Genomic DNA, 16,629 nt, shown 5'->3' with positions numbered 1-16,629 from the left:
GTAAATTTATGTATGAATCTCGCAGCTGCGGCATACTCGGCGCTCAATTATCCGGATCCCGCTATGCGCCCACTCGCTCCCCTTGCCCTTGCCCTGTTGCTCACCGCTTGCGGAGACGGCGAATCGCTGTTGCCGCCCGATGCGCGCCTGCCCGATGGCGGCCGTTACCGGGGCGATGTGGTCAATGGTCTGCTGCAAGGCCAGGGCCGCGTGGATTATCCCAACGGCAGCTGGTACGCCGGGCAGTTCGACAAAGGCCAGTGGCACGGCCAGGGCGAATGGCATGGCAGCAACGGCGAAGTCTATAAAGGCCAGTTCCAGCAAGGCCTGTTCGATGGCCAGGGCAGCCTCACCACGGCCGGCAGCCACTATGTGGGCGGGTTCAAGAACGGTCGGCGCAACGGCGAAGGCACCCTCAAAGAAGGGCAGATGACCTATCGCGGCGAATTCAAGGACGACCAGTATTCCGGCCTTGGCCGCCTGGAACTGGCCGACGGCAGCCAGTATCAGGGCCAGTTCGCCCACGGCAAGCCGAACGGCGAAGGCCAGCGCAATGACGACAGCGGCAACCAGTTCAGCGGCCACTTCGTCGACGGCCAGCTGGAGGGCAACGGTACGTTCAACAGCGCCGACGGCGACATCTATGTCGGCCAGTTCAAGCAGAACCAGCTCAACGGCAAGGGCCGCTATGAAAACGCCGATGGCGACGTGTGGATCGGCCAGTTCAAGGAAGGCGCACTCAGCGGCAAGGGCGAACTGATCGGCGTGGATGGCAGCCACTACGTCGGCCAGTTCAGCGACTGGCGCTTTACCGGCGAAGGCCGCCTGAACCTGACCGACGGCAGCTTCTATATCGGCGGCTTTGACAGCGACAACTATCAAGGCCGCGGCACCCTGGTACTCACCGACGGCACCGTGCAGGCCGGTACCTGGGTCAACGGCATGCGCGTACGTGATGCTGACGGCGCATTGTTGCCCGACCCACTGGAGATCGGCGTACTGGCCCAGGGCCATTTGCTCGATGCCGCCCTCGCTGCCGTACCTGCGTCCACCCCCGCAGTGGAGCTGTACACCCTGGCCGTGGCCGGCGACGGCAAACAAAGCGTGTTCCTGCGCGAAGCCGATTACGTCAGCAATATGCTCACCACTCGCTTCGGCGCACGGGGGCAGATCCGCCTGGTCAACCACCGCGACCATATCGCTGACCGACCACTGGCCACCCGCGAAAGCCTGCGCCGGGCCGTGCAAACCCTGGCCGAGCGCACCGGACCGGAAGACCTGGTGTTTATCTACATGACCAGCCACGGCACCCACGAACACGAACTGGTGCTGGACCAACCGCGCATGGAACTGGCCGACCTGCCCGCCGATGAACTGGCCGCCGTGCTCGCGCCGCTGAAAAACCGCGACAAGATCGTGGTGATTTCAGCCTGCTACTCCGGTGGATTCATCCCGACGCTCAAAGACGAACGCACCCTGATCATGACCGCCTCACGCGCCGACCGCGTGTCCTTCGGCTGTTCCGAAGAGGCCGACTTCACCTACTTCGGCGATGCCCTCTTCGCCCAAGCCTTCAACCAGACCGACGATCTGCAGCAAGCCTTCAAGCTGGCGCAGCTGCATGTGAGCGAACGCGAACAGGCAGACAACTTCGAAGCGTCCGAACCGCAGATCTGGGCCCCCAAAGGCGTGATCGCCCACTGGCAATTATTACGCAAGCAGCAGGCACGAAAGGCGCTGGAAAGCGTCTCAATGAATAGCAAGGAAGCCAAAGGCAACTAAGCTGTAACGTGTAACAAGGGGGAAACACCATGTACCTGACACCTCAGCATATCCTGCTCGCTGGCGCCTCTGGCCTGACCGGCGAACACCTGCTCGACCGCCTGCTCAACGAACCTACCGTGACCCGTGTGCTGGCACCCAGCCGCAAGCCGCTGGCCGAGCATCCGCACCTGGAAAACCCGGTGGGCGACCCGGCGGTGTTCCTGCCGCAACTGAGCGGCCAGGTAGATATTGCCTTCTGCTGCCTGGGTACCACCATCAAGAAAGCCGGTTCGGAAGAAGCTTTTCGTGCCGTCGACCTGGATATGGTCGTAGCCTTTGCCAAGCGCGCGCGGGAGATGGGCGCGCGGCACCTGATCGTGATCAGCGCGATTGGCGCCGACCCGAAATCCTCGGTGTTCTACAACCGGGTCAAAGGGGAAATGGAACAGGCACTCAAGGCCCAGGACTGGCCGCAACTGACCATCGTGCGGCCTTCGTTGCTGCTGGGGGAACGGCTGGAGCCCCGTTTGGCCGAGCAACTGGCCGGGCCGCTGTCACGGTTGATTCCGGGGAAATACCACGGCATTGAAGTCTGCGAACTGGCCCGGGCCATGTGGCGCCTGGCGCTGGAAGAGCAGGACGGGGTGCGGGTGGTGGAGTCGGATGAACTGCGCAAGCTCGGTAAATAAAGCCGAACACAAAGCAGAATGTGGGAGGGGCTTGCCCACCCACATTGGTTTTGTGGTGCTTTTAAAATCCAGGCTAGAGCCCGCCCGTGGCGTTAAATCCCACACCGAGCACCGTCAACACTGACAGCGGCAATAAAAGCGTGTCGAGCAACGCGCTGGCCGGCAGGTCGACACCGGGGTAGCTGGGCGCCTCGGCACCGAACCGGTCCTTGGCGCAGCAACCTCCGTTCATTGCATACAAATCCAATCGCGTGCCGGCATACACCACCGGCGCGCCGGGCTGCGCGGCGTCCAGGGTACGCGCGGTGGCGCAGCCGGCCAATTGCAGCGCCAGTATCACCAACAGCGCCTTATTCATCGCTGCTCAAATGGTGTTCGCCCCAACGCGGCAGCATGTCCTGGGGGATATTCAACAGGTTGAGAATGCGCGCCACCACGAAATCCACCAGGTCATCGATGGTCTGCGGCTGGTGATAGAAGCCGGGCGACGCCGGCAGGATGGTCACCCCCAGGTTCGACAGCTTGAGCATGTGCTCCAGATGAATGCTCGAGTACGGCGCCTCACGCGGCACCAGGATCAACTGGCGGCGCTCCTTCAACGTCACGTCGGCGGCGCGCTCGATCAGGTTATTGCAAGCGCCGGTGGCAATCGCCGACAACGTTCCCGTGGAGCACGGCACCACGACCATTGCCGCCGGCGCACCGGAGCCCGAAGCCACCGGCGACATCCAGTCTTCCTTGCCGTAGACCTTGATCTGTCCCGCCGCCGCACCGGTGTACTCGGTGAGGAAGGCTTGCATCATCTGCACCTTGGCTGGCAGCGCGACATCAGTCTCGGTGGCCATCACCAACTGCGCGGCCTTGGAGATCAGAAAGTGCACCTCACGGTCTTCACGCACCAGGCAATCGAGCAGGCGCAAGCCATAGGGCGCGCCGGATGCGCCGGTCATCGCCAGGGTGACGCGCTCCGGGCCACTCATTTCAAGGCCTCGGCCAGTTTGCCGTGCAAGCCGCCGAAGCCGCCGTTGCTCATCACCACCACATGGGTGCCAGGCTTGGCCTGGTGCTTGACGAACGCAATGATGCCCTCGATGGAATCACAGACTTTCGACGGCACCGTGCATTGCGCCGCAATCGCCGGCAGGTCCCAGCCGAGATTGGCCGGGGCATACCACACCACCTGGTCGGCATCGTTAACGCTTTCCGGCAGGCCGTCGCGGTGTGCGCCGAGCTTCATGGAGTTTGAGCGCGGCTCGACAATCGCAATGATCGGGGCATCGCCAACACGTTTGCGCAGGCCGTCGAGGGTGGTGGCAATGGCCGTTGGGTGGTGGGCAAAGTCGTCGTAGATGGTAATCCCATTCACGTCGGCGACCTTTTCCATACGGCGCTTCACGCTCTTGAATGCGCTCAACGCAGCAATGCCCATGGACGGCACCACGCCCACATGCCGCGCGGCCGCCAAGGTGACCAAGGCATTGGCGACGTTGTGCTGGCCAGTCATGTCCCACTCGACGATGCCTTGGGCCTCGCCTTCAAACAGCACTTCAAACCGGGAACCGTCTTCACTGAGCAACTTGACCTGCCATTGCCCACCCGCACCGGTGGTTTGCACCGGGGTCCAGCAGCCCATCTGGATCACGCGCTGCAAGGCCGGCTCGGTGGTCGGGTGGATGACCAGGCCTTCGCTCGCAATGGTGCGCACCAAATGGTGGAACTGCCGCTCGATCGCCGCCAGGTCGGGGAAGATGTCGGCGTGATCGAACTCAAGGTTGTTGAGGATCGCGGTGCGTGGACGGTAGTGGACGAACTTGGAGCGCTTGTCGAAGAACGCACTGTCGTACTCGTCGGCTTCGATCACGAAGAACGGCGTATCGCCCAGGCGCGCCGACACCGAGAAGTTCTGCGGCACGCCGCCGATCAGGAAGCCCGGGCTCATGCCCGCGTGTTCCAGCACCCAGGCGAGCATGCTGCTGGTGGTGGTCTTGCCGTGGGTGCCGGCAACGGCCAATACCCAGCGACCTTGCAGCACATGGTCGGCCAGCCATTGCGGGCCGGACACGTAAGGCAAGCCTTTGTTGAGGACGTATTCGACTGCCGGATTGCCCCGGGACATGGCATTGCCGATCACCACCAGGTCCGGTACCGGGTCGAATTGCGCCGGATCGTAACCCTGGGTCAGTTCAATGCCCTGGGCCTCGAGTTGCGTGCTCATGGGTGGGTAAACATTGGCATCGGAGCCCGTTACGTGATGGCCCAGTTCTTTGGCCAGAACCGCCATCGAACCCATGAAGGTGCCGCAGATACCAAGAATATGAATGTGCATAGTCGACCTCGTAAACATCGAGGCAGGTTAGCGCAGGGGGGCGAAAATCGCACTCTTTAGCTGTAGGACCGATCTATGGCGCAGCCCGTGCAATACCGTGCCGGCGCAGCTTTCTATACAGCGTGTTACGGCTGACACCCAGCTGCTCCGCCGTATGGGTCATGTGCCAGCGTTGTTGCTCCAGGGCCGTGAGCAGGGCGAGTCGCTCGGCGTCGCCCAGGGGCGACTCTGCAAGCCTGGCCTCGGCCACTGCTTGCGGCCGTGCCTGGCGAATCAACGCTGGCAAATCCTCAAGGCCGACCCGCCCGTCGTCACACAGCGCCGCCAGCGTTCGCAACACCGTGCGCAGTTGCCGAACGTTGCCCGGCCAGGGGTAGGACAGCAGCGCCGAACGCGCCGCCGGGTCGAGCCTTATGCTCTGGCCGCCCGCCTCCTGCGCCAGCAGGAAATCCAGCAACTGAGGCTTATCGCTGCGTTCACGCAACGCTGGCAAAACGACTTCCAGGCCGTTGAGGCGGTAATACAGGTCTTCCCGAAAACTTCCGTCCTGCACGCGCTCCAGCAAATTCCGGTGAGTCGCGCTGATAATTCTGACATCAACCGCCTGGGGCTCACCGCCGATGGGCACCACCATGCGGTCCTCCAGCACCCTTAACAGGCGCGTCTGCAGCGCCAACGGCATATCGCCGATTTCATCGAGGAACAGCGTACCGCCGTCGGCCTGTTGCAACTTGCCCTGCATGCCGTCCTTGCGCGCGCCGGTAAAGCTGCCGCCGCGATAGCCGAACAGTTCGCTTTCGATCAGGCTTTCCGGGATGGCGGCGCAGTTGAGGGCAACGAACGCCTTGTCGGCACGCTGGCTGGCGTGATGCACCGCCTTGGCGAAAGCCTCTTTGCCGGAGCCGGTTTCGCCGTTGATCAGCAAGGGCACATCGCGCTCGAATACCCGCAGCGCTTTACGGAAGTCAATCTGCAGCGCCGGGTCGCCCAGGCAGATACCGGCCAGGCGCACGGGTTCAGGCTTGGCGATGGGCGCAGGTACACTGCGCGATTGACCACGCAAGGCCGCGAACAAGTGCCGACCATCCCGCGTGCGCAATGGCCAACTGGCGGTGGCATTGGCGCTGGCGCGACCGAGCAGTTGGTCCAGGGAACACTCGAACAACGCCTCCACCGGTTGCCCCAGCAACCCACCACGCACCTGCCCCAGCAGGTTGAGTGCGCTCTGGTTGACGGCACATATCCGCCCTTCGCCGTCAAACGCCAACAACCCTTCGCTGAACAGGCCCACCGACTCGGCCTGCAGGTGAAAGCGCAGCAGCCAATGGTTTTCGAAGTGACGCAGGAAGTAGCAACTCTCGATCATCTTCGCCGACAGGTTAACCAGCGCCATGGTGTGGAACTGGCTCTGCCGCGACACCTCCTCCCGGGCCGACGACACGTCCAGCACCGCCAACAGGTCGCCGTGGGGGTCGAACACCGGGCTCGCCGAACAGGTCAGCCCGGTGTGGCGCCCACGAAAATGTTCATCGCGATGAATGGTCAACGACTGGCGCTCCACCAGGCAGGTGCCGATGCCATTGGTGCCCTCGCACGCTTCGCTCCAATCGGCACCGAGCCACAGCCCGGCGCGTTCGAAAATCTTGCGCTCGGACGGTGCTGTGACACAGTTGAGGATCACCCCACGGGCATCGGTCAGCAGCACCGCGTGGCCAGCGCCCGACAGCTGCTGGTGCAGGCTGTTCATCTCGCTGCCGGCGATATGCAGCACCTGTTGCAGGCGCTCGCGGCTTTCCAGCAGGCGGCCGTGCTCAAGCACCGTAGGGGCGATGGTCTGGGCAGGATCGAGGTGGTAGTCCTCCAGGCAGCGCAGCCAGGAGCGGGCGATGGACGGGTCGCTCGACGGGTCGCGCCCACGCGCCACAGTAAGGACTTGCTGGGCATGGCGACTGAAATGATCGTTGTGCATGTTCTTATTATTCTCCCTGCGTGAGAGCCACCAGCATCCCCCAGGCACCCAGCCAATGCAATCCCGGGCCGACTCGCCGGTCACGGCCTGTACCGTTTATAGCACAAACTGTCACAGCGCCTGTACCACCCGTGTCACAGCAACGCCTTGCAACAAACCCCAAGCCCTTGATTTTCCTGGCCTGCAAAGCAGTGGCCCAACCTTTGCTCTACGCTTTATCAAGCGCTTGCGCGCTGCACTCCAATAAACATAAAAGCCAGGAGATACCCACCATGCGTTACGCACACCCCGGTACTGAAGGCGCGATCGTTTCGTTCAAGGCCAAGTACGGCAACTACATTGGTGGCGAATTCGTTGCCCCGGTCGATGGCAACTATTTCACCAACACCTCGCCGGTCAACGGCAAGCCTATCGCCGATTTCCCGCGCTCCACTGCCAAAGACATCGACAAGGCGCTGGACGCCGCCCACGCTGCCGCTGACGCCTGGGGCAAGACCTCGGCCCAGGACCGCTCGCTGGTGCTGCTGAAAATCGCCGACCGCATCGAACAGAACCTCGAACTGCTGGCCATCACCGAAACCTGGGACAACGGCAAGGCGGTGCGTGAAACCCTCAACGCCGACATCCCGCTGGCCGCCGACCACTTCCGCTACTTCGCCGGTTGCATCCGCGCCCAGGAAGGCACCAGCGCCGAGATCAACGAACACACCGCGTCCTATCACTTCCACGAGCCGCTGGGCGTGGTCGGCCAGATCATCCCGTGGAACTTCCCGCTGCTGATGGCCGCGTGGAAACTCGCCCCGGCCCTGGCCGCCGGCAACTGCGTGGTGCTCAAGCCTGCCGAGCAAACACCGCTGGGCATCAACGTGCTGCTGGAAGTCATCGGCGACCTGCTGCCACCGGGCGTGCTGAACGTGGTGCACGGCTTCGGCAAGGAGGCCGGCGAAGCCCTGGCCACCAGCAAGCGCATCGCCAAGATCGCCTTCACCGGCTCCACCCCGGTGGGCTCGCACATCATGCATGCGGCGGCCGAGAACATCATTCCGTCCACCGTCGAGCTGGGCGGCAAGTCGCCGAACATCTTCTTCGCCGACATCATGAAAGCCGAACCGTCGTTCATCGAGAAAGCCGCCGAAGGCCTGGTGCTGGCGTTCTTCAACCAGGGCGAAGTGTGCACCTGCCCATCCCGCGCGCTGGTGGAAGAGTCGATCTACGACGACTTCATGAAAGTGGTGATGAAGAAGGTCGAGCAGATCAAGCGCGGCGACCCGCTGGACACCGACACCATGGTCGGCGCCCAGGCGTCCGAGCAGCAGTTCGACAAGATCCTGTCCTACCTGGAAATTGCCAAGGGCGAAGGCGCGCAATTGCTCACTGGCGGTAAGGTCGAGCAGCTCACCGGCGATATGGCCGGCGGCTATTACATCCAGCCGACCCTGCTCAAGGGCACCAATGAAATGCGCGTGTTCCAGGAAGAAATCTTCGGCCCGGTAGTGAGCATCACCACCTTCAAGGACGAAGCCGAAGCCCTGGCGATTGCCAACGACACCGAGTTCGGCCTGGGCGCCGGTGTGTGGACCCGCGACATCAACCGCGCCTACCGCATGGGCCGCGCGATCAAGGCGGGCCGCGTGTGGACCAACTGCTACCACCTGTACCCGGCGCATGCCGCGTTTGGCGGTTACAAGAAGTCCGGCGTGGGCCGTGAGACCCACAAGATGATGTTGGATCACTACCAGCAGACCAAGAACCTGCTGGTGAGCTACGACATTAATCCGTTGGGCTTCTTCTAACTAACCCCTCCCACAGTTGAAATGCACTCAAATGTGGGAGGGGCTTGCCCTCTCCCACACTTAGCTCTCCACAAGTACTTGCCAATTGCATTCGGCACACAGAGGCCGAGTTAAAAAACAATAACAATGAAAGGTACTTTCCCATGCCTAGCGAACCGACTGGATCTTCTGTCGACTTCGAAAAAGTCGACTCCCAATACTTCCAACAACGCGAACTGAAAAAAGGCGCCGCCGGCTGGGTCCTGCTGGTTGGTCTTGGCGTTGCCTACGTCATCTCCGGCGACTACGCCGGCTGGAACTTCGGCCTGGCCCAGGGTGGCTGGGGCGGGATGTTCCTCGCCACATTGCTGATGGCCACCATGTACCTGTGCATGTGCTTTTCCCTGGCCGAACTGTCTTCCATGATCCCCACCGCCGGCGGTGGCTACGGTTTTGCCCGCAGTGCCTTCGGGCCCTGGGGCGGGTTCCTGACGGGCACCGCCATCCTGATCGAATACGCCATCGCCCCCGCCGCCATCGCGGTGTTTATCGGCGCCTATTGCGAGTCGCTGTTCGGCATCGGCGGCTGGATGATTTACCTGGCGTTCTACATCATCTTTATCGGCATCCATATCTTTGGCGTCGGCGAAGCCTTGAAGCTGATGTTCGTGATCACCGCCATCGCCGCGATTGCGCTGGGCGTGTTCCTGGTGTCGATGGTGCCGCACTTCAATGTCGCCAACCTGCTGGATATTCCGGTGACCGAGGCCAAGGGCGCCAGCACCTTCCTGCCATTCGGCTATGTCGGCGTGTGGGCGGCGATCCCCTATGCGATCTGGTTTTTCCTCGCCGTAGAGGGCGTGCCCCTGGCCGCCGAAGAAACCAAGAACCCCAAGCGCGACCTGCCCCGGGGCCTGATCGGCGCCATTGTGGTGCTGACCAGCTTTGCCCTGTTGATCCTGGTGATCGCACCGGGCGGCGCGGGCACCTACGCACTGGTCAAATCCGGTAACCCGCTGGTGGAAGCGCTGGCGCTGTCCTATGGCGGTTCGACCTGGATGGGCAGCTTCGTCAACCTGGTCGGTCTGGCAGGCTTGATCGCGAGCTTTTTCTCGATTATCTACGCCTATTCGCGGCAGATCTTTGCCTTGTCCCGTGCCGGCTACCTGCCGCGCAAACTGTCCCAGACCAACAAGAGCAAGGCCCCGGTACTGGCCCTGGTGATCCCCGGGATTATCGGCTTCGGCCTGTCGCTGACCGGCCAGGGGGATCTGTTGATTCTGGTGGCGGTGTTTGGCGCGACCATTTCCTACGTGCTGATGATGGCCGCGCACATCACCCTGCGTATCCGTCGCCCCAAAATGGACCGTCCTTATCGCACGCCGGGCGGCATCTTCACGTCCGGCGTCGCCTTGGTACTGGCCTGCGTGGCCGTCGTTGCGGGCTTTCTGGTGGATCCACGGGTGGTGATTGGCGCCGCGATCATCTATGGAGTATTAATTGCTTACTTTGCTTTCTACAGCCGGCATCACTTGGTAGCAGGCACGCCCGAAGAAGAATTCGCCGCGATCCAGGCCGCAGAGGCCGCCTTGCACTAACTGCCGTAAACCTCGACGCGGGTTCCTCTCCTGCCCGCGTCGTCAAGGAGACACTGTATGGCAAGCTTTTCCCACGCGGTCGGTGCACAGACCTACCGCTTCGACAGCCTCAAGGACGTGATGGCCAAGGCCAGTCCCGCGCGTTCCGGGGACTTTCTGGCCGGCGTCGCCGCGCAGAACGACGGTGAGCGGGTGGCGGCGCAAATGGCGCTGGCAAATATCCCGCTGAAACACTTCCTCGAAGAAGCGCTGATCCCCTATGAAAGCGATGAAGTCACGCGGCTGATCATCGACACCCACGACAAGCAGGCTTTCGCCGTGGTCAGCCACCTGACCGTCGGCGGCCTGCGCGACTGGCTGCTCAGCGACGCCGCCGATGAACAATCCCTACGCGCATTGGCGCCGGGGCTGACACCGGAAATGGCAGCGGCGGTGTCGAAGATCATGCGCGTGCAAGACCTGGTACTGGTGGCGCAGAAGATCCGTGTGGTCACCCGGTTTCGCGGCACCATGGGCCTGCGCGGACGCCTGTCGACCCGCCTGCAACCCAACCACCCGACCGACGAGCCGGCGGGTATCGCCGCGAGCATTCTCGACGGCCTGCTCTACGGCAACGGCGACGCCATGATCGGCATCAACCCGGCCACCGACAGCATCGCCTCGATCTGCGCCATGCTGGAGATGCTCGACGCAATCATCCAGCGCTACGAAATCCCCACCCAGGCCTGTGTGCTGACCCACGTCACCACTTCCATCGAAGCCATCAACCGCGGCGTGCCGCTGGACCTGGTGTTCCAGTCGATTGCCGGCACCGAGGCGGCCAATGCCAGTTTCGGCATCAGCCTGAGCGTGCTGCAGGAAGGTTACGAGGCGGGCTTGAGCCTGAACCGGGGCACCTTGGGCCAGAACCTGATGTATTTCGAAACCGGCCAGGGCAGTGCCTTGTCGGCCAACGCGCATTTTGGCGTCGACCAGCAAACCTGCGAAACCCGCGCCTATGCGGTGGCCCGGCATTTCAAGCCGTTTCTGGTCAACACCGTGGTCGGTTTTATCGGCCCCGAGTACCTGTACAACGGCAAGCAGATCATCCGCGCCGGCCTTGAAGACCACTTCTGCGGCAAGCTGCTGGGCGTGCCCATGGGCTGCGACATCTGCTACACCAACCACGCCGAAGCCGACCAGGACGACATGGACACCCTGCTGACCCTGCTGGGCGTCGCCGGGATCAACTTCATCATGGGCATCCCCGGCTCCGACGACATCATGCTCAACTACCAGACCACCTCGTTCCACGACGCCTTGTACGCTCGCCAGACATTGGGTTTAAAACCGGCGCCGGAGTTTGAACAGTGGCTGGCCAAAATGGGCATCTTTACGCAAGCCGACGGCAAGGTGCGCTTCGGCAACAGCCTGCCACCGGCGTTTCGCCACGCCCTGGCGCAATTGGGATGAAGGAGCCGCCCGTGCAACTCGACCTGCCTGAAAACCCATGGCTGGAACTGCGCCGCCTGACCCCGGCGCGAATTGCCCTGGGCCGCACCGGTACCAGCATTCCCACCAACGCCCAACTTGATTTCCAATTTGCCCACGCCCAGGCACGGGACGCGGTGCACCTGCCCTTCGACCATGCAGGCCTGAGCAGTCAGTTGGCCGAGCGTGGGCGCGATAGCCTGTTGCTGCACAGCGCGGCAACCGACCGGCACAGCTACCTGCAACGCCCGGATTTGGGGCGGCGCTTGAGTGACGAATCGGCCCAAAGCCTGCGGGATTACGCGGCGGAGCATCCGGGCGGCATGGACCTGGCGGTCGTGGTGGCGGACGGTCTGTCGGCGCTGGCAGTACATAAACATACGTTGCCGTTTCTGACGCGCATGGAAGAGCAGACCCACGCTGAAGGGTGGTCCTTGTCGCCGGTGATCCTGGTGGAACAGGGCCGCGTGGCGGTCGCGGATGAAATCGGGCAACTGCTCGGCGCCAAGATGGTGGTGATCCTCATCGGCGAACGGCCGGGGCTCAGTTCGCCGGACAGTTTGGGGCTGTACTTCACCTACAACCCCAAGGTCGGCCTCACCGATGCCTATCGCAACTGCATCTCCAATGTGCGCTTGGAAGGCCTGAGCTATGGCATGGCGGCCCATCGCCTGCTGTACTTGATGCGAGAGGCGTGTCGCCGGCAGCTGTCGGGGGTCAACCTGAAGGACGAGGCGCAGGTTCAGACCCTTGAATCCGACGACCCGGACCTGATGAAGGGCAATTTCCTGCTCAGCCCACCCACCGACTGATCCCGGCACGATTGCGCTTTTTCGCGCCTTTAGGCAGCATCAAGTCACGGCCGCTCGTGTGGTCATACCCCATTTGGAAGTTGAGGCCTGGCATGCGGATTACTCAAGCGACCCTGGAACACCTGGACCTGTTGACCCCGTTGTTCGTCAAGTACCGCGAGTTCTACGGGGCCCTGCCCTTTCCGGATTCGTCACGGGCCTTCCTGGAAAAGCGCCTGCGCCGCAAGGAGTCGGTGATCTACCTGGCCCTAGCCGATGACGACGACAAACGCGTGCTCGGGTTTTGCCAGCTTTACCCGAGCTTTTCCTCGCTGTCGCTTAAACGCGTGTGGATCCTCAACGACATCTATGTGGCCGAAGACGCGCGCCGGCAACTGGTGGCGGATAACCTGATGCGCACGGCGAAGAAAATGGCCAAGGAAACCCACGCAGTGCGGCTGCGGGTATCGACCAGCAGTGATAACCAGGTGGCGCAGAAGACGTACGAGTCCATCGGGTTTCGTGAAGACACCGAGTTCAAGAACTACACCTTGCCGATCAGCGAAGACTGACGCCCTGACACCATGGACACCTTGTGGGAGGGGGCTACCCCGATGGCGGCTGTTCAGTCAGACTATTTATAACTGACCGAATGCTTTCGCGAGCAAACTCGCTCCCACAGTGCCTTTCTGGCGATCTGTGGACCGTCCCCCCGCGACATCCCCCGCTACAAAACCAACACGCTTTTCACCTCTCAATCCGTATAATGCGGACCTTTCAGGGTTGTAAGAAACACTACATACACGTGTAGCCTTATTACCCGAGCTTCCGCACAGGCCTGCCGAGTCGGGCCGTTCACACAGGTGCCATCCATGGATTTCAACCCGCTCGACCTTATCCTGCATCTCGACGTGTACCTCGACATGCTGGTAACCAATTATGGTCCGTGGATATACGCCATTCTGTTCCTGGTCATCTTTTGCGAAACCGGCCTGGTGGTCATGCCGTTCCTACCAGGTGATTCGTTGCTGTTTATCGCCGGCGCCGTGGCAGCAGGCGGTGGCATGGACCCGGTATTGCTGGGCGGGCTGCTGATGCTGGCGGCAATCCTCGGCGACAGTACCAATTATGTGATCGGGCGAACGGCGGGAGAACGCCTGTTCAGCAACCCGAACTCGAAAATCTTCCGCCGCGACTACCTGCAAAAGACCCACGATTTCTACGACAGGCACGGCGGCAAAACCGTGACCCTCGCGCGTTTCCTGCCGATCCTGCGCACCTTTGCGCCGTTCGTTGCCGGCATCGCGAAAATGCCCTATGCACGCTTCTTCGGTTTCAGCGTGCTGGGCACCATTCTCTGGGTCGGCGGCCTGGTGACCCTGGGCTACTTCTTCGGCAACGTGCCATTTATCAAGAAAAACCTTTCGCTGCTGGTGGTGTTCATCATCCTGCTGTCGCTGGTGCCGATGATCATTGGCGTGTTCCGCAGCCGCTTTGGTCGCACGTCTTCAGAAGCCAAATCGCAGTAACCCGGCATGTGGTCCCTCAGCGCCTGGCGGCGCCGACGCCTGCTGGCCAAGCACCCGATTGCCGATGACACCTGGCAGCGGGTGCGCCACCACCTGACCTTCCTCGACGGCATCAGTGCCGAGCAGGACCAGTGGCTGCGCGAAGCCTGCGTGGTGTTCCTCGCCGAAAAACACCTCACCGCCCTGCCCGGCGTCGAGCTGCACCAGGAACAACGCCTGCTGCTCGCCGCCCAGGCGCAACTGCCGCTGATGAACCTGGGCGACCTCGACTGGTACCAGGGTTTCCATGAAATCGTGCTGTACCCCGACGACTTCCTCAGCCCCCAGCGCCATCGCGACAGCAGCGGCATCGAACACGAGTGGGACGGCGAACACAGCGGCGAAGCCTGGCAGCAAGGCCCGGTGATTCTTGCCTGGCCCGGCGTACTGGCCAGCGGTCAGTGGGAAGGCTACAACCTGGTGATCCACGAACTGGCCCACAAACTCGACATGCTCAACGGCGACGCCAATGGCCTGCCGCCACTGCACCACGACATGCGCGTGCAGGAGTGGGCCAGCGTGATGCAGGGTGCTTATGACGACCTCAATCGCCAGCTGGACGCCAACCCCGACGCCGAGACGGAGATAGACCCGTACGCGGCGGAAAACCCGGCGGAGTTCTTTGCGGTCACCAGCGAATATTTTTTCAGCGCCCCGGATTTACTCGTCAATAGTTATCCACAGGTGTACGCCCAACTCAGCCGCTTTTACCGCCAGGATCCCTTGGCCCGCCTGACCCAACTGCAAGCGCACGACCCGCGTTATCAGCCACAAGGCGAATGACCGTACGACGTCTGGCGCATGGCATCGCCGTCAGAATATGCCTATAATCGCCGCCACTTTTAGGCCAATCCGGCCATGTCATATGGCCAACTACGGGGGCAACGCCCAATGAGCTACAGCAAGATTCCGGCTGGCAAAGACCTGCCGAACGACATCTACGTCGCCATCGAGATTCCGGCCAACCACGCGCCGATCAAATACGAAATCGACAAAGACAGCGACTGCCTGTTCGTTGACCGTTTCATGGCCACCCCGATGTTCTACCCGGCCAACTACGGTTTTATCCCGAACACCCTGGCCGACGACGGTGACCCCCTCGACGTGCTGGTCGTAACCCCTTACCCGGTTACCCCAGGCTCGGTCATCCGCGCTCGCCCGGTCGGCATCCTGCACATGACCGACGACGGCGGTGGCGATGCCAAAGTGATCGCCGTGCCACACGACAAGCTGTCCCAGCTGTACGTGGACGTGAAGGAATACACCGACCTGCCGCCACTGCTGCTGGAACAGATCAAGCACTTCTTCGAGAACTACAAAGACCTCGAAAAAGGCAAATGGGTGAAGATCGACGGTTGGGGCAACGCAGACGCCGCCCGCGCCGAAATCATGAAGTCGGTCGCTGCCTACAAAGGCTGATACCGGCTACTCATTGCCTCGGCAATTGAAAAAGCCCCGATTACTTGGGGCTTTTTTTGTGGGAAAAATTAAACGACAAGTTCAACATCTTATAAACTTAGTTTAATCATCTGTGAATTCCGAAGTAATAAGCCACAACTAAGCAAAAACCTACAGGCCTAACTCAACGCATGGTTTATTTGATGTGTTTTCTCGGCCAGTAAACTCTGCGTTTATGAATACATCAGGTGATCGCTTAAAAGCGCTATTACGGGAAGTTCATCTTTCCGCCTCCGACTTCGCCAAGAACCGTGGTGTCACGCCTCAACACGTGAACAACTGGTTCAAACGCGGTGTACCCATGGGCCGACTCAACGAGATCGCAGAACTGCTGTGCATCTCCAGCCGTTGGCTACGCACCGGCGAAGGCCCCAAACACCCACCGGCCAACTTCCTGCTGGAAGGCCCCGGCACCAGGAAAGGACTCCCCGCCCGCGAAGAAACTGGCAAATACCTCACAGGCCCCGCCTGCCGCCCGGAAAAAATCGACGTGGAAATCCCCCTCCACCCCACCTTCACCTCAACCGAACGCATCCGCGTCTCCCTGCACACCCTCGAAACCCTCAACGTCAACCCCGACCGCGCGCTGGGCGCCTACATGGTCGACAACAGCATGATCGACATCATCCAACAAGGCGCCACCCTCGCCATCGACAAAGGCCGCACCCAAATCATCGACGGTGAAATCTACGCGGTCGAACACGACGGAATGCTCCGCATCAAATACCTCTACAACCGCCCTGGAGGTGGGTTGCGCATGCGCAGCCACAATGCCGGTGAACATCCGGACGAATACCTGACCCACGAGCAACGGTTTGAGCAGAACTTCCAGATTGTGGGGTGGGTGTTCTGGTGGTCCACGTTGAATAACCGTAGGCCGCCGGTGCCGCTGGATGAGCATTTATTGGGCTGGGAAGGCTCTAAATCGGATCCGGAGGTGGGCAACTGAAGTGAATGTGGGTATCATGCGCCGCACATTTGGCAGGGGGTGGCTTTGCGCTATCCACCCTGCTCGGCGATGCGGAGGATTTCCCGCAGATGCCCCTACTATTCAGCCCGACGCAATGTGGGCTGAGCGATTTGAAGACTGCTGAGGTTTGTCAAAAACAAGCTGAGGCGATCACAGAGAAGCCGGCCACAAGCCGGCTTTTTAATGCCTGATAAGTATCGAGACTCAATTGTCCAACAGCTGTTGGACAATTGAGTAATCAAAAGCGGGCTGTC

15 protein-coding genes are annotated in these 16,629 nt (G+C 61.4%); 11 read left to right on the top strand and 4 right to left on the bottom strand.

All coding sequences use genetic code 11. The annotated features are described in order from the left end of the window. Positions 1–63 precede the first annotated feature (63 nt). Positions 64–1,782, top strand: a complete 1,719-nt coding sequence (locus PspCFBP13509_RS10290; protein WP_065946575.1) for a C13 family peptidase — start codon at positions 64–66, stop codon at positions 1,780–1,782. 29 nt (positions 1,783–1,811) lie between these two features. After that, the gene (locus tag PspCFBP13509_RS10285; protein WP_027605224.1) at positions 1,812–2,453 is read left to right on the top strand and encodes an oxidoreductase; all 642 of its coding nucleotides are present in this window, start codon (positions 1,812–1,814) and stop codon (positions 2,451–2,453) included. A 73-nt stretch (positions 2,454–2,526) separates the two neighbouring features. Here PspCFBP13509_RS10285 and PspCFBP13509_RS10280 read toward each other — a convergent pair whose 3' ends face one another. The 4 genes from PspCFBP13509_RS10280 to PspCFBP13509_RS10265 all read right to left on the bottom strand — a co-directional run bounded on the left by PspCFBP13509_RS10280 (position 2,527) and on the right by PspCFBP13509_RS10265 (position 6,748). After that, complete coding sequence (locus PspCFBP13509_RS10280) at positions 2,527–2,811, bottom strand: YceK/YidQ family lipoprotein (RefSeq protein ID WP_027605223.1); 285 nt, start codon at positions 2,809–2,811, stop codon at positions 2,527–2,529. Further along, positions 2,804–3,433 (bottom strand): flavin prenyltransferase UbiX, encoded by a 630-nt coding sequence (ubiX, locus tag PspCFBP13509_RS10275; protein WP_027605222.1) that lies wholly within the window; start codon positions 3,431–3,433, stop codon positions 2,804–2,806. The genes PspCFBP13509_RS10280 and ubiX overlap by 8 nt, the downstream gene beginning before the upstream one ends. Then, positions 3,430–4,779 carry a UDP-N-acetylmuramate:L-alanyl-gamma-D-glutamyl-meso-diaminopimelate ligase gene (gene mpl, locus PspCFBP13509_RS10270; RefSeq protein WP_065924887.1) on the bottom strand — a complete coding sequence of 450 codons (1,350 nt, stop codon included), beginning with the start codon at positions 4,777–4,779 and terminating at the stop codon, positions 3,430–3,432. The genes ubiX and mpl overlap by 4 nt, the downstream gene beginning before the upstream one ends. Before the next feature lie 73 nt (positions 4,780–4,852). Beyond that, on the bottom strand, positions 4,853–6,748 hold the full coding sequence (locus PspCFBP13509_RS10265; RefSeq protein ID WP_065946576.1) for a sigma-54-dependent Fis family transcriptional regulator: 1,896 nt from the start codon (positions 6,746–6,748) through the stop codon (positions 4,853–4,855). A 272-nt stretch (positions 6,749–7,020) separates the two neighbouring features. On the opposite strand from PspCFBP13509_RS10265, the gene exaC reads away from it, so the two are divergent. From exaC to PspCFBP13509_RS10220, 9 genes are all read left to right on the top strand, one after another. Next, positions 7,021–8,541 (top strand): acetaldehyde dehydrogenase ExaC, encoded by a 1,521-nt coding sequence (gene exaC / locus PspCFBP13509_RS10260; RefSeq protein ID WP_137211987.1) that lies wholly within the window; start codon positions 7,021–7,023, stop codon positions 8,539–8,541. 143 nt (positions 8,542–8,684) lie between these two features. Continuing rightward, positions 8,685–10,118 carry an ethanolamine permease gene (eat, locus tag PspCFBP13509_RS10255; protein ID WP_024077594.1) on the top strand — a complete coding sequence of 478 codons (1,434 nt, stop codon included), beginning with the start codon at positions 8,685–8,687 and terminating at the stop codon, positions 10,116–10,118. A 57-nt stretch (positions 10,119–10,175) separates the two neighbouring features. Beyond that, positions 10,176–11,570: an ethanolamine ammonia-lyase subunit EutB gene (locus PspCFBP13509_RS10250; protein WP_065924889.1), complete on the top strand. Its 1,395-nt coding sequence runs from the start codon at positions 10,176–10,178 to the stop codon at positions 11,568–11,570. Continuing rightward, positions 11,567–12,400 (top strand): ethanolamine ammonia-lyase subunit EutC, encoded by an 834-nt coding sequence (gene eutC / locus PspCFBP13509_RS10245; RefSeq protein WP_074847733.1) that lies wholly within the window; start codon positions 11,567–11,569, stop codon positions 12,398–12,400. The genes PspCFBP13509_RS10250 and eutC overlap by 4 nt, the downstream gene beginning before the upstream one ends. A gap of 92 nt (positions 12,401–12,492) precedes the next feature. Continuing rightward, a complete protein-coding gene (locus tag PspCFBP13509_RS10240; RefSeq protein WP_027605216.1) occupies positions 12,493–12,951 on the top strand; it encodes a GNAT family N-acetyltransferase in 459 nt (152 codons plus the stop codon). Between the two features lie 300 nt (positions 12,952–13,251). Continuing rightward, positions 13,252–13,908, top strand: coding sequence for a DedA family protein (locus PspCFBP13509_RS10235; RefSeq protein WP_027605215.1), 657 nt, complete (start codon positions 13,252–13,254; stop codon positions 13,906–13,908). A 6-nt stretch (positions 13,909–13,914) separates the two neighbouring features. After that, positions 13,915–14,730: a M90 family metallopeptidase gene (locus PspCFBP13509_RS10230; protein WP_065924891.1), complete on the top strand. Its 816-nt coding sequence runs from the start codon at positions 13,915–13,917 to the stop codon at positions 14,728–14,730. A gap of 108 nt (positions 14,731–14,838) precedes the next feature. Beyond that, positions 14,839–15,366, top strand: coding sequence for an inorganic diphosphatase (gene ppa, locus PspCFBP13509_RS10225; protein ID WP_065924892.1), 528 nt, complete (start codon positions 14,839–14,841; stop codon positions 15,364–15,366). 214 nt (positions 15,367–15,580) lie between these two features. After that, positions 15,581–16,354, top strand: coding sequence for a LexA family transcriptional regulator (locus PspCFBP13509_RS10220; protein ID WP_027605213.1), 774 nt, complete (start codon positions 15,581–15,583; stop codon positions 16,352–16,354). Positions 16,355–16,629 lie beyond the last annotated feature (275 nt).

Source organism: Pseudomonas sp. CFBP13509, from assembly GCF_005233485.1.
Classification (GTDB): Bacteria; Pseudomonadota; Gammaproteobacteria; order Pseudomonadales; family Pseudomonadaceae; genus Aquipseudomonas; species Aquipseudomonas marginalis.
Note: the sequence above shows the minus strand (reverse complement) of the source record. Positions and strands in the feature narration are given on the sequence as shown.

What these genes read in the sequence shown, in the direction of transcription:
- eutC (WP_074847733.1), top strand. Translation starts at nt 11,567, where the DNA reads ATGAAGGAGCCGCCCGTGCAACTCGACCTGCCTGAAAACCCATGGCTG.
- PspCFBP13509_RS10235 (WP_027605215.1), top strand. Translation starts at nt 13,252, where the DNA reads ATGGATTTCAACCCGCTCGACCTTATCCTGCATCTCGACGTGTACCTC.
- ppa (WP_065924892.1), top strand. Translation starts at nt 14,839, where the DNA reads ATGAGCTACAGCAAGATTCCGGCTGGCAAAGACCTGCCGAACGACATC.
- PspCFBP13509_RS10290 (WP_065946575.1), top strand. Translation starts at nt 64, where the DNA reads ATGCGCCCACTCGCTCCCCTTGCCCTTGCCCTGTTGCTCACCGCTTGC.
- ubiX (WP_027605222.1), bottom strand. Translation starts at nt 3,433, where the DNA reads ATGAGTGGCCCGGAGCGCGTCACCCTGGCGATGACCGGCGCATCCGGC.
- PspCFBP13509_RS10230 (WP_065924891.1), top strand. Translation starts at nt 13,915, where the DNA reads ATGTGGTCCCTCAGCGCCTGGCGGCGCCGACGCCTGCTGGCCAAGCAC.
- PspCFBP13509_RS10265 (WP_065946576.1), bottom strand. Translation starts at nt 6,748, where the DNA reads ATGCACAACGATCATTTCAGTCGCCATGCCCAGCAAGTCCTTACTGTG.
- PspCFBP13509_RS10240 (WP_027605216.1), top strand. Translation starts at nt 12,493, where the DNA reads ATGCGGATTACTCAAGCGACCCTGGAACACCTGGACCTGTTGACCCCG.
- PspCFBP13509_RS10220 (WP_027605213.1), top strand. Translation starts at nt 15,581, where the DNA reads ATGAATACATCAGGTGATCGCTTAAAAGCGCTATTACGGGAAGTTCAT.
- PspCFBP13509_RS10250 (WP_065924889.1), top strand. Translation starts at nt 10,176, where the DNA reads ATGGCAAGCTTTTCCCACGCGGTCGGTGCACAGACCTACCGCTTCGAC.
- PspCFBP13509_RS10280 (WP_027605223.1), bottom strand. Translation starts at nt 2,811, where the DNA reads ATGAATAAGGCGCTGTTGGTGATACTGGCGCTGCAATTGGCCGGCTGC.
- eat (WP_024077594.1), top strand. Translation starts at nt 8,685, where the DNA reads ATGCCTAGCGAACCGACTGGATCTTCTGTCGACTTCGAAAAAGTCGAC.
- PspCFBP13509_RS10285 (WP_027605224.1), top strand. Translation starts at nt 1,812, where the DNA reads ATGTACCTGACACCTCAGCATATCCTGCTCGCTGGCGCCTCTGGCCTG.
- mpl (WP_065924887.1), bottom strand. Translation starts at nt 4,779, where the DNA reads ATGCACATTCATATTCTTGGTATCTGCGGCACCTTCATGGGTTCGATG.
- exaC (WP_137211987.1), top strand. Translation starts at nt 7,021, where the DNA reads ATGCGTTACGCACACCCCGGTACTGAAGGCGCGATCGTTTCGTTCAAG.